At 42.9% G+C, this 13,285-nt stretch carries 9 protein-coding genes; 1 reads left to right on the forward strand and 8 read right to left on the reverse strand.

What is annotated here, in order from left to right; all coding sequences use genetic code 11:
• Positions 1 to 62: 62 nt before the first annotated feature.
• The 4 genes from Q5H80_RS07510 to Q5H80_RS07525 form a co-directional block, all read right to left on the reverse strand.
• Positions 63 to 1,787, reverse strand: a complete 1,725-nt coding sequence (locus Q5H80_RS07510) for a methyl-accepting chemotaxis protein (protein ID WP_304569395.1) — start codon at positions 1,785 to 1,787, stop codon at positions 63 to 65.
• A 608-nt stretch (positions 1,788 to 2,395) separates the two neighbouring features.
• Positions 2,396 to 2,812, reverse strand: coding sequence for a MarR family winged helix-turn-helix transcriptional regulator (locus tag Q5H80_RS07515; RefSeq protein ID WP_009846872.1), 417 nt, complete (start codon positions 2,810 to 2,812; stop codon positions 2,396 to 2,398).
• The gene (gene dmeF / locus Q5H80_RS07520; RefSeq protein WP_304564016.1) at positions 2,790 to 3,776 is read right to left on the reverse strand and encodes a CDF family Co(II)/Ni(II) efflux transporter DmeF; all 987 of its coding nucleotides are present in this window, start codon (positions 3,774 to 3,776) and stop codon (positions 2,790 to 2,792) included. Before dmeF ends, Q5H80_RS07515 begins: the two co-directional genes overlap by 23 nt.
• Before the next feature lie 318 nt (positions 3,777 to 4,094).
• Positions 4,095 to 5,018 carry a LysR family transcriptional regulator gene (locus Q5H80_RS07525; protein WP_304564017.1) on the reverse strand — a complete coding sequence of 308 codons (924 nt, stop codon included), beginning with the start codon at positions 5,016 to 5,018 and terminating at the stop codon, positions 4,095 to 4,097.
• A 119-nt stretch (positions 5,019 to 5,137) separates the two neighbouring features.
• Between Q5H80_RS07525 and Q5H80_RS07530 the strand changes: the two genes are divergently transcribed.
• A complete protein-coding gene (locus Q5H80_RS07530; RefSeq protein ID WP_304564018.1) occupies positions 5,138 to 6,397 on the forward strand; it encodes an adenylosuccinate synthase in 1,260 nt (419 codons plus the stop codon).
• Between the two features lie 213 nt (positions 6,398 to 6,610).
• On the opposite strand, the gene Q5H80_RS07535 is transcribed toward Q5H80_RS07530, so the two are convergent.
• The 4 genes from Q5H80_RS07535 to Q5H80_RS07550 form a co-directional block, all read right to left on the reverse strand.
• Positions 6,611 to 7,459, reverse strand: a complete 849-nt coding sequence (locus tag Q5H80_RS07535; RefSeq protein ID WP_304564019.1) for an HNH endonuclease — start codon at positions 7,457 to 7,459, stop codon at positions 6,611 to 6,613.
• Positions 7,459 to 8,169, reverse strand: coding sequence for an OmpA family protein (locus Q5H80_RS07540; RefSeq protein WP_009846879.1), 711 nt, complete (start codon positions 8,167 to 8,169; stop codon positions 7,459 to 7,461). The genes Q5H80_RS07535 and Q5H80_RS07540 overlap by 1 nt, the downstream gene beginning before the upstream one ends.
• 2 nt (positions 8,170 to 8,171) lie before the next feature.
• Positions 8,172 to 9,731, reverse strand: coding sequence for a hypothetical protein (locus Q5H80_RS07545; protein ID WP_304564020.1), 1,560 nt, complete (start codon positions 9,729 to 9,731; stop codon positions 8,172 to 8,174).
• A 65-nt stretch (positions 9,732 to 9,796) separates the two neighbouring features.
• Complete coding sequence (locus Q5H80_RS07550) at positions 9,797 to 13,093, reverse strand: type I restriction endonuclease subunit R (RefSeq protein WP_304564021.1); 3,297 nt, start codon at positions 13,091 to 13,093, stop codon at positions 9,797 to 9,799.
• Positions 13,094 to 13,285 lie beyond the last annotated feature (192 nt).

Consider the following 13,285-nt stretch of genomic DNA (forward strand, 5'->3'; position numbering starts at 1 on the left):
TAAAAACTCACGTCTTTGGTTTCAAATAATTCACGGCTTTGGTTTATAGCCGCTCTTTGCTCTTATGACGTCTTAAACTGCGCTACCGCTTGGTCCATATCGTTCGCTTGCTCGGCTACTTTATCGACTTCGACCAAGCAATGCTGCGCCGAAGCGTTGTTATCATTCGAGATGGTATTCAACTCTGAAATTGAGTCACTCACTTGTGTCATTACAGCGCCCTGCTCTTCAATCGCTGAAGCAATACGTTCTGAGTTGCCTTGAATGCTTTCCATATCACTCAAGATCAGTTGCAAGCTTGCATCCAGTTCTTCTGAGTCTTTAAGTGTCAGTTGGCCTTGTTGATTACACTCGCCAATCTCTGTCATAGAAGCATTCATTTGGCTCTGGATTGCAGTGACTACACTGGTGATTTCAGTGGTTGATTGGTGCGTTCTGCTTGCTAACGCTCGGACTTCATCCGCAACAACAGCGAAGCCACGACCTTGCTCACCAGCACGAGCGGCTTCAATGGCTGCGTTCAGTGCCAATAAATTAGTCTGTTCCGCAATACCTTGGATAATGTTAACGGCACTACCAATTTGATCGACATGGTGATTCAAAGAACTAATCGAATCTTGGCTACTTGAAAGGCGTTCAGACAACTGGGTAATGTTATTGATGGTATCGACTACCACTTCACGACCTTTATCGGCATTCACTTTCGCTTGATGAACGCCTTCAGCGGCAACCGATGTACTTTCTGATATTTCCCCAATAGTCAGTACCATCTCTTGCACTGAAGTTGTCATCGTTGAGGTGTGGTTTGCCTGAACTTCGAACTGTTTGATAACCGATTCCAGCTCGTCATGCATGCTCGACGTACTTTGTGTCAACTGATGTGACTTAGATTGAGACGTCGCAATCAACCCTTCAAGTTGGTCTAGCAGTTGATTGAAGTATTCGCCTAGCGTACCGAGTTCGTCTTTGCCATTCTCCGTAGCACGAATAGACACGTCGTTCGAGTCGACAATATTTCGGATCACTGTGAGTAGAGATTCAATCTTACCGATGATTGAACGTACGATTAACCAGCTGAATAGAATGATCGCCACTAACAATGTGACGCAAAGGGTGTTGTTGAGCAGCGATAGTTTATCCATCTCTTGTTGCGCCTGTTGTTCTAACACGGCCGAGAACTCTTTGAATTGAGTCTCAATAACGTGCGAACCTGTACGCGCTTGCCCTAGTAACCCTTCGTTATGCTTTAACCCTATCACTCGTTTCTGATCCACGACTTGACGAGCTGCGTCTATCAAAGAAGCTGAGCCTCCCGTATTAGAACTCATAGACAGAACACTAGGGTCGAACTCACCCTTCTCGATCAAATCATTGAAGAGATACAACTCAATTTTTTGCTCAGCACTGGCGGTAGCACTTATGTTATCGAGTACAACATGAAACTCTCCAATCAAGCCTTTGTCTCGCGCTAGTCCATACACTTGGCTGGCTTTAACAAGGTTAACAAAGCTTGTGTGGTACGTTTCTATATCTTCACGTAAATGTGTACTGTTGGCCAAACCCAAATCATTCAGCACAGCATTGAGCTCAGATTCAGACGCTAAGAATTTTTTGTAATTTACGTCGAACTTGTCGAGGTATTTCAGATCACTGCGAAGTAAGAAATCTTTCTCGTTACGACGAAGGTTGAGCAGTCGCACTTCAAGTTCTTTGGTAATTTGTTTGGCTTCGCTCATTTTAGCGGTGGTGTCCGCAAATTGAGATGTGGTAAACAACAATGAAATCATGCCGAAGATGGAGAACACCCCCAACGAATAGAGTTTTTTCTTTATATTCATATACGTGGCTCGTCTTTACTAAATTAACTATAAGTATCTAATTGATCGCATCAAAGCATGGATATACGGCTAGTGCGATCGAGTTATTGTTATGATTTTTTATCAGTAATGGGGTTGAATTTTTGCAGCGGCCCTGCCCGCCAGTAGTGACATCATCAATACATTCAAACAAAGAAGCCCCCATTAACGACAAATTAATCAATAACACACTTTAGTTACATGTACATTAATAGAATTATAAAAATGAGAGACAGATATTTGACGGAGTGGGAGTAGCTGAACGCTTTGCTATTAAGGCTTTGAATTAAACAACTTTGAGCAATTATTGACCTGATGGTTGTGAATGACATTTTTTTGGCTCATCAGAGGGGCAAGAGCGAAGAGCAATATTGGAGATTTTGACTTGTTTTTTAAACGGTGAGTCCATCGATTGGTGATTGTATAGTCGAGCGAAAACGGCGAAAAAATGGACCTACTCAATTCGAGTCAGGTCCATTTTTAGATTTCTTAATCAATCGCTTTGCAGCTAATAAGTTAGGGTTCGAACTTAAGGCAGACTAAAACGCTTTTACCATCTTAGATAGGCACTTCAGTAATACCGCTTTCTCATCTTCTTCGATGTCTTGCGTTAATTCATTAACTAGGTTCAAGTGAAGCTGATTGTGGTGAACGTGTATCTTCTGACCTTCATCAGTTAGAGCAACCACGATTGCACGACGGTCCGTTGGGTGTTCATGGCGTTCAATCAATTCGGCTTTAACCAGCTTTTCGATTTGAACGGTCAATGTACCCGTAGTGATACCGAGCTTTTCAGCGAGCTCTTTCATTCTTAACGCGCCATGCATACCAAGTACTTCAATGGTGTGTACTTGAGCCAGGGAGTAACCCGTCTCTTTGACTACAGACTGTTCCCACGAAGACATTTTATCGTAGAACTCAGTCAGTATTTGGTTAAGCTGTTCTATATTTCGCATGGTCGTTTGAATGCACTTCAAGAGTAAGATGATTAATCTTATCAAACTTGGAGAGCATTTGTTTATATTCAGACACGGTTTTATCACTGTTTGATTCAAGAGTAATCGCCGCAGAATAGTGATGCCCACTCACCTTCCACATATGGAAATCGGTGATCGACGCATAAGGCGTTAAGGTTTCAGTCACTGAGTCACGATAATCTTGGTCGATATTCTCATCAAGCAGGATTGGACTGGTTTGTTTCATAAGGTTCATCGTCCACTTAGCAATCACAAATGCGCCAACCATTCCCATTGCTGCATCTAACCAGTTCCAACCGTAAAACTTACCAAACAGCAGCGCAACAATAGCCAACAGTGAAGTCAAAGTATCCGCCAACACATGCATGTAGGCTGCGCGTAGGTTATGGTCATGATGGTGCTCACCATGCTTATGATTATGGTCGCTGTCGTGATCATGACTATGTGAATGACCGTGACTCTTACTATGATCGTGGCCATGCTCGTGTCCGTGATCATGATGGTGATCGCCGAGTAAAAACATACTCACCACATTCACAGTTAAGCCAATACACGCGACGATGATCGCTTCATTGAACTGAATAGCTTGAGGGTTAAACAAGCGATGTACCGACTCCACCAGCATCAACAATGCCACAATCCCCAACGCGATCGCACTGGTGTACCCCCCTAACACACTAACTTTACCGGTACCGAAAGAGAAACGTTCACTCTCGGCATGTTTCTTCGCATAACGGTATGCAAACAAGGTAATACCAAACGCCGCTGCGTGCGTTCCCATGTGCCAACCATCGGCAAGTAATGCCATTGAACCATAAATGGTACCCGCAACGATCTCGACAACCATGGTAACGACGGTCAATAACAATACATAAAATGTGCGCTTCTCACCTTGCTGGTTATGAGAAGAAAAGTGGTGTTGATGACGTGTTGGAAAACTCAAAATGGCGTCCTTAGCTCGTGTTGGTAGTTAGGGCTGTGTTATTAGGGAATGGTACTTATAAATTCCCTTTGACTCACAAGTAGTTTGACAATCAAAACAACTAGCTGAAATTTAGTTTGATCGTCAAACATTGTCAATGACTAATTTCAAGGCTCTGATTTGCAAAAAATAGATGAAGGGGGGAGTTTCGTTAGATTGATAGTTAGTTTAATCGTCTATTGTTCACTGAAAAAACAATGCTTTGCAGACACAAAAAAGCCTACACTAGGCAGGCTCAGGTAACTCAAAGTCAGTGATAACGTTATTTGTACACCCGACTCACTCCGCGCTCTTATCGTCTTTGCGTTGTAACAGAGTAATCTCATCATTAACCCAACCTAATAATTGCTTGGTCGCTTTAGACAAAACTTGGTTCTGCCTCACGATATAGCCAAGGCTGGTGCTAGAGAAGTTGGTCAATGGCGTAACCTTTGAATTCAGTTGCTGCTTGGTGGATATCGCAAACTCAGGAATGATGGCGACGCCAAACCCCGCTTCTGCCCAGTCGATTTGAGCATCAACACTCCCTACTTCCATGACTCTGTGATCGGGTAGATTAAGGCTTGGTAAACCTTCATCAATGAAGTCACGAGTTCTCGTATCATGGCCAAGTAGAATCAATGTGAGCTCGGCATCAGCATCCCTGATATCACTTTTTGGCAAATTATCAGAGTCTTGAATATCAAACCCATCGCCTAACGCGCACCAAGAAAGCTCTTGCAGCTTTGTGAAATACAACGACTCATTGTGCTGTTCTTTTGCGATAACAAAGCCAATATCCGCCTGAGCGTTTTTGACTAAACTCGATGCCTGAGATGACGTGGTATTCAAGAGCGTAAGGTCAATGCCGGGATACTGTACTTTGAACTTCTGGAACGGACGAATCAACAAGAACCTGGAAATGATGTCACTCACGGCAATAGTTAATGTACCTATTTTGAGGTCATTAATAGCATTAAGATCGGCCTGACAAATCTGAAGTTCAAGCAACGTTCTTTGGCTTGTTTCCAATAACCTTTCGCCCGCCTGAGTCAATTGAAATGGACTTCGTTCTATCAACTTAATACGTGTGGTTTGCTCTAGTTGTTTTAGGTGCAAACTCACATTGGGCTGCGTCATGTGGAGTGCGTTGGCCGCTTTCCCAAAATGCTTGTATTCCGCTAGCGTCACAAACGTCTTCAACAAATTTATATCAAGCATCATATCTCTCCTGTGCTCCCTATATGATATATGAAATCCTTATCAAGATAATAAAGATAATTAATTTCTCTTATCCACTTTGTAGGCCTAACATGATTTCTCAATCAGTCAGGAGAAAAATTATGCCATCTATTGTTGTTGTAGGCGCAAACTGGGGCGACGAAGGCAAAGGCCGTATCGTTGATTTTTTAGCAGACCAAGCTTCTGCTAGCATTCGCTTTCAAGGCGGAAACAATGCCGGCCATACCGTAGTAAACGACTTCGGTACATTCAAACTGCACCAACTACCGAGTGGTATTTTTAATCCTGATTGTACAGCGGTTCTTGGCCCTGGCATGGTGATCAGCCCTGCTGCGCTAACTGAAGAGATCGCAGAAGTACAAGCGGCTGGCATCAAAGTGAAAATGGCGATTTCAGACCGCGCAACATTGTGTCTACCTTTACACGCGCTTGAAGATACTCTTGAAGAAGAGCGTTTAGGCGATGGTGCTTATGGCTCAACACGTCAAGGTATTGCACCTGCTTACGGCGATCGTGTGATGAAGAAAGGTATTCTCGTGGGATGGCTGAACCAACCTGAGATTTTAGAACAGCGCATTCAATTCTTACTTGATTGGAAGATGCCTCAACTTAAGGCTCTATACCCACAATGTGATTTCACTCAGACTGCTTCTGAAATGACAGAGTGGCTACTTGAAGTGACCAAGGCTTGGCGCCCATTCATTTGCAACGTAACTGAGCCGCTTAAAGCACTGCAATCGCAAGACGCGAACCTACTGTTTGAAGCTCAGCTAGGCGCAGGTCGTGACCTTGTTTACGGTGAATACCCTTGGACGACATCTTCAAATGTAACCGCTGCATACGCGGGTATCGGTAGTGGCTTACCTGCCCTTCGCCCCGAGCGCGTTATTGCCGTTGCTAAATCGTTCAGCTCATCTGTAGGTACTGGTACGCTAGTGACTGCAATGGAAGAGCAAGACAGCTTCCGCGAAAGCTCTAACGAATATGGCGCAACAACAGGTCGCCCACGTGATATGGGCTACTTTGATGCGGTAGCAACTCGCAACGGCGTTGACCTGCAAGCCGCGACTGAAATCGCGCTGACTAAGATTGACTGCCTGTCTGGTTTATCTGAACTTAAGATTTGTACGGCTTACTCAGGTGAACACACTGAAAACCCGATTTGGCCACAAACGGCTGAGCTAAAACCTGTTTATGAAGATATGGTAGGTTGGGATGAAGACATCACTGGCTGTCGCACGTTTGAAAGCCTTCCTCAAGCGGCACAAGATTACGTTACGCGTATCGAAGAATTAATGGGTGTGCCAATTGTGATGGTGTCAGTAGGCCCAGAGCGTGAACAAATGATCATTCGAGGTTAGAGCTCTACTCAAGTATTTCAGCTAAAGCGGTTGTTTTGGCTGAAATACTCATTAATAAAAATCAAGTGTCATCAATTTTAACTTTTCTGAACGATAAAGCCTGATTTAACAGTTTTTTATACACGTCGCCGAAATAAGCACTGCATTCATAGAGTTTGCACTTCCTCACTAAAAAGTCTGCATCAACCCTCTTAGAAAACCAACTAGAAAGGCCTAAGTACGTGCGCACCTTAGTTCTTTCAGGCCAGACAACTCTTCCTCTGAAAGCTTTATATTGCCGTGGTTAGGTTGTTTACTGTGGCACTCCTTGCAAAGTGCCATCAGATTTCTAACAGAATTATTCGACTTCACACCATCGATATGATGGGTATGCAGCAACGTTTTACGCGTTACTAAAGAGACTCTACATTGCTCACAGCAGTATTGCTGGCTCGCTCTATAGCTAATGCTCATCTCGCGCCAATTCCCCGCATAAGAGAATGAACTGTATTCAGCGAGCCTTATCGGTAGATATTCATCGGGAAAGTAGCAATCACGTCTTTTTAAAAACTCAACAAGATCAAACTCGCGACAAATACGTTCCTTTTCACTCTCACCTTTCGCTAACAAATAAGGTCTGAATTTTAACTCCCTCATACACGACTTACACACGCAAAGCATGGCTTCAGCTTGTTTCCCCTTACTATCAGAAATTGGCATAAGCTCGTTGGTATATTGCAACGCAACAAATCGACCAAATCGATTCTGTTTTTTTTCGATTTGGACTGTAGAGCAATTAGTTAAATGGTATTTTTTTCCATGCGTATAGGGGTCTTTAGTTACAAGTTCCAGATCAACATGCTCCTTTATATAAACAATTACTCCATGTCCATCGTAATGAAATAAGTCGTTGTAAACGGAGACCTCTTTATCAAATTCTCCGATCACTCGCGCGTGCTGATAGTTTTCTAATACTCTCGAATAATCGACAGGCTCAAAGCTTATCGATACTAACTTTTTGGGCGGTGAAGAAGTAATTCCTTCAACGAGGGCACTAAACTCTCTCAAATCCAAATCCAGCATTATAGCTTCTCCAAAATCTCTTTGGCTTTGATTTCCGATTTAGTTATGACCTTAAATGACACTCTTCGAGAACGACTTGAATCTTCTTTACCAGTTGCATGAAAACGAAGTTGAGCAGGCCCATAACCTAATGCCGCGAGCTTTTTCATCACCCAACTGCCATGCTGCTCCAATATCCCGTCAAAGTTCACTACCTTTTCGAATACAGCACTCGCTCTATTCTGAGATAACATCATATTCTGTTTGTATGCCTCAAATGAGTTCAAACCCTCCCAATAAGAAGAAGTATGTCCTTCAATCTGAATTGCTTGAATATCATCTTGGTATTGCTCTAGCACATTAATGTAACGAGGGAAGAACACTTTCAGAGTACTCAGTAAAGCGGGAGATAATTCGGATTCTGAAGATACAAAGTGATAGGGTTTAGCATAAAAATCAATACTAAGCGATTTATCCGCCGCAAGCTCCACTTGCCATTTATCGAAATCTTGCGTGAATTCCTTTTCTAGAGCTTGGTGAATACGAACTTGGGCTTCACTAATAGTTATGTCCATTGCCTTTATCACGCGTTTTTCCACATCAATACGATTCATCAAGGCGACACTAATAAGCAAGAAGATCACCATCAAACCTGCCATTAGATCAGATACCGAGAGCCAATGACTCGATTCTGAACTTTCTGCGTCTGGACTAAATAAATCTTGATGCATGGCTATACCATCTCTTCATGTTCAATACTTTTACGAGTGAATTCTTGCTCATATTGGCGATAGTTTTCAGAAAATTGCTGAGTAATTTGAACCAAACCACTACCTAAATCCGTCAACACTCGACTCAGCTTATCCTGAATCCCTTGCTCAAACTCCTTTGAGTTATCAAGCAAACTTTGATTGATGTGCTCACCCACTTTTAACGCAGATTTGGTTTGCATCTCCACTAACTGTTTGATTTGCTCAATTAACAACTCGTGATGCTCACTTGCAAAGTCGCTACTTTTGGAAAGCTGTTCTCGATGCTTTTCCATAAGTTCTTTGTCAACGTGTACTAATGTGTCACCAATGTTCTTAACATCACTCTTTGTACCTTTGACTAATGAGCTAAGCTGGCTATTTAGATCATCAACCGAATCTTTTAGCGTATTCTTAATCGACTCAGCAGCTGAAGAGAACTCGTGACTAATCGTCGCTACTTGCCTATGCGCATCGTTAATTTCACCCTTTATCTCATTAGAAACATTTGAAAAATCACTACTAAGCTGTTTCGCATTGTTTTGCAAAGTAGAAGAAGCTGAACGAGCACCACTTTCCATGCTAGTACACACCTTGTCTAAAGAGCTAGTGACTGTTTTGCACAATTCATCCATCTTCCCCTCAATATCAGGTATAGCGGAAAGTGCATGTTGACGCATTTCAGCAAATACGGATATCCGCTCGTCTAGTTCATTCAATTGGTTCTGCCAGACATCCGTCGTATTCTCTAGGTTGCTCATCGCACTCGGTATGACTTGAGTGTGTGATGCAATATTCTCTAGCGCTACTTCTGTCGCACTTACACTCTCGACAGCGCTCTCAAATGCATCCGTCAGTTGCGCCACTTGTTGTTTATAGTTACTTTGCCATTCGAGTAGCTTTACAACCGAATCATCGAGCCTTTGGAAATTTGAACCAAACTGTCCTACAAGCCCTTTGTTAAAATCTTTAATCGCTTCATTTAACGACTCAGCAATTTGCTGAGAAGTTTGCTTTGAAAGAGAGGAGGAAAAGTCGCGTAATTCTTGGCTGAGTAAGTCGAAACTCTGTTGACTCTCTTTATTTCCTTGCTCAGTCGCTCTTGTCATTTTTTTTAACTCAGACAAAATCGCATTTTGGCTAGAGTCATTATTTTTGTTTCCTTCTTTTAGTACCTGATGCATTTGCTTTGCTGTGACAACACTACGATTTTTATCAAGCTTTAAATGAATGATCCCCTTCAACACTATTGAACCTAGCATACCAATAATACTGGACCAAAAAGCAAGGCTGAGGCCATCTAATAATGAAGAGATACTATTATTTAGATTATTCGGATCAAACGAAAGTAGTCCGATCGCAATTCCTAAAAAGGTAAAAAAGACACCTCCTGTAGTCAGGTGACTTGGGAACTGGCGAACTAAAATAGAGGCCTTCTCCCTAAATATCAGTACAAGACCCTGAAAAAATATCCCCCCCAAAATAAAAAACGACACCTTTAATACGGTGTTTGGATCGAGGCTCGATAAGAACTCTGTAAACATAATACATCCTTGCCAAATTAACGTTTAGAGCTAGAAATGCTCCATTCTTAGTGGGTGACTAGTTATCACCCATTCTTCTTATAATTCTCAGCCTGTTCTAACACGCCTTTGTAAACATCATCATTGGCTACTGGTGGGAAGCCGTATTTGTGTAGCAGTAAGATTAAATCCACTTTCAACTTAGCTTTGATGTCATCGCGCCCTGCCCAGTCTGGATATTGGGCGACATTGTCTACTGTGGTTTTCATCTCCTTCGCCAATTCGAGCATCTTGTCATCGTCGTAAGTGAAATCGTATTTCTTGCGCATGTGATTCAAGATATCGAGGAACGCTTTCTCTTCTAGGTCGATGCCTAAGTCTTCAAACGAGCCCATTTCTTTCACGATATCAAAGATAATGTCCGTCATTTCTTGAGAGAAGGTATCGAACTCCTCGCCATTCAACACATCATTTTCACGACGTTCGTTATACTGCTCCACCAGCGATTGGAAGCGCTTAGAGAAGTTCATACCTTGTAGCTGGTTGACCTTTTTAAAGTCACTTATCGCCTTCTCTAGTAGCTTTTGAAGCAACTGAATCTTGGTGTTAGGTAGCTTAATCTTGTTGATTCGGGCTAGGTAATCTTCGTCAAAAATATCGATAGCTTCGGCGTGCTCATCACCAATCGTAAAGATCTCTTCTACTCCGTCGGCACGAAGTGCTTCTGCCACTAACTCACGAACACGCTTATTCATTTGTGCCGTGTCTGGTGCATCACCTTTGGTTAGCTTAAAGATGATAGAGCGTACTGCGATATAGAAGTGAATTTGGTCGCGCTCTTGCTGAGATAACAATTCACTACCACAGCAAACATCATAAGCCGCCTTCATACGGCCGACTAAAGCCATGAATCGAGTTTCGCCTTTCTTGGTTTGAAGGATGTATTCTGCCGACTGATTAAGGCACTCTAGCTGCTTACACGGCTCTCCTGTGTAATAACCGGACGTATCGAACTTGTGGAACATCTGCCTTAACAGATCGAGATGGTTCTTCACCTCAATAACGGAAAAGCGAATATCTTCAAAGTTAGTCTCATCAGCCTTTGAATACATCGCTAAGGCTTGATTCATACGTGACTTGATACCAATGTAATCGACAACGAGCCCTTTCGCCTTGCCTTCAAACTTACGGTTAACACGTGAGATAGTTTGAATCAGGTTGTGTTTCTGCAACGGCTTATCGATGTAGATAGTATCCAATTCGGGAACGTCAAAACCTGTTAGCCACATGTCGACTACAATAGCTATTTTGAAATTCGACTTGGGGTTCTTAAACTGCTGGTCGAGCGATTTTCGATATTCCTTTGCCCCTAGCAGGCTGTACTGATCAGGATCATCGTCTTTACCGCGCGTCATCACCATTTGCACCATCGCAAGTGGTTTTAACTCTTCTTTCTCCTTTTCTGTCAGCTCGACGCCATCAATTGATAGCTTTTCCTCGAACCATTCTGGCTTTAATATTTTGACTTGCTTATAAAAATCAAACGCGATTTCACGACTCGCACAGACAAACATCGCCTTGCCCTTTATCGTGGAACCTTCTTTAACTCGCCCTTCATAATGTGCAACAAAGTCTTTCGCCAAAGCTTCAATACGATCAGGGTCACCAAGGATCGCGTTCATATTGGCAGAAGCTTTCTTACTCTCTTCTATCTGATGTTCATTGGTGCCCGCTTCTGCGCACGCTTGGTAGTATTTCTCTACCTCTTCAAGCTTGCTGTTATCAAGAATGACTTTAGCGGCTCGGCCTTCATAAACAATACGAACCGTAATTTCATCATTAACAGATTCTGTCATGGTGTAGCTGTCTACTGGATCACCGAATACATCAAGGGTGGCATCGATCGGTGTTCCGGTGAAACCAACGTAAGTCGCGCTTGGTAGAGAATCGTGCAGATACTTAGCAAAGCCGTATGTCTCTTTCACATCGACGGCTATACCATCTTGATATTTGATCACAACTTTCTTATCGAGGTTGACCTGTGAACGGTGCGCTTCATCGGAAATACAGATGATATTAGTACGCTCTGAAAGCAATTCGATGTCTTCGGTGAACTTGTGGATGGTAGTCAGAAATACACCACCGCTTTTGATGCCTTGTAGCTTGTCTCTTAAATCTTGACGGCTTTTAACTGGCACCACCATCTCATCACCAATGTAATCCGAGGCATTACAGAACTGTTTAGAAAGCTGGTCATCGAGATCGTTACGGTCGGTAATAAGCACAATGGTTGGGCTTTCAAAATCGATGCTTTTCATCAATAGGCGAGATAGAAACTGCATGGTGAAGCTCTTACCACACCCTGTTGCACCAAAGTAAGTACCGCCTTTACCACTACCGTATGGCTTACGTTCTTTGTCAATGTTGTAGTAAAGCTTACGCGCCGCGTAGTACTGCGGATAACGGCAACAGATTTTGATCTCTTTCTTCGAGGTGTCAGGGAAGAAGACAAAGTTCTTCACTACATCAAGTAATCTGGTTTGGTTAAACAACCCGGCAATCATGGTGTATAGGGAATTAATACCCTCTTTTTCGGTAGACTCGTTGCCCGTTACTTTGCGCCACGCGTAAAAGAACTCATACGGCGCAAACAGGTTGCCCATTTTGTTGTTCACCCCATCGCTGATGATGCACATCGCGTTGTAGACGAACAGCCTGGGAATATCACGGCGATAACGCACGCAGATTTGCTTCCATGCATCAAAAATGGTCGCGTCTTTCTCTCGCACGGCACTTTTGAATTCAAACACCACCAGCGGTAAGCCGTTCACATAAAGGATGCCATCAGGGATTCGAACTTGTTCATCGACACCCTCAATCTCTAACTGATTGACGATTTTATAGATATTAGTGTCAGTCGGGTCTAGCCGATTTGTTTCTAAGTACGTAACCTTACCTTCAGCAACTTTTCTATCAGTATTATCTGATTTAGATTTATTCTCTAGCAACGGCACAAACATTAGGCGTAAAGCTTGTGCCAAATGTCTTGTATCGATTAACTCAATATAGAGGTCTTTCTTTGAGCGATCTTCACGCTTAAACAAGAAGCCATTCGTTAGCCATTGGCAGAAGGTTTTATTGCTATGGTACAAATCACTGGCAGGCAACGTTGAGATCATACGAACAATGGTGTCGATTTCGCTCTCTGTTATACCATCGCCTCGGTACTGATTGGCAAGGTAGCGACGTAAGTCATCTAAGAAGAGTACTTGCTCTTTGTCTTCACGCGCTATTTGTTCACCCACTACGTGTGGGTAGCCTTGCTCACCCAATAGCTCAATAATGGCTTGTTCGAGTTTGGCTTCAGTAAATTGTAAGCTCATCGCCTTTCCTACAGCTGTTTGACGTTGTTTGTTGTTTTCTAGATTGAGTTATTTGAATTTGTTTTTGGCGCAAATCAGTTTTGTTCTGTCATCTGAGGTGTGTTTGATTCGCCACCTTAGAACTTCACCTTCGTCAGCTTAGAACCTCGCCTTTGTCATCTCAGAACCGAGGGACGAGGTATCTGAGATCTC

The sequence above is a fragment of the Vibrio sp. SNU_ST1 genome (genome assembly GCF_030563405.1).
In the GTDB taxonomy this organism is placed as follows: Bacteria; Pseudomonadota; Gammaproteobacteria; order Enterobacterales; family Vibrionaceae; genus Vibrio.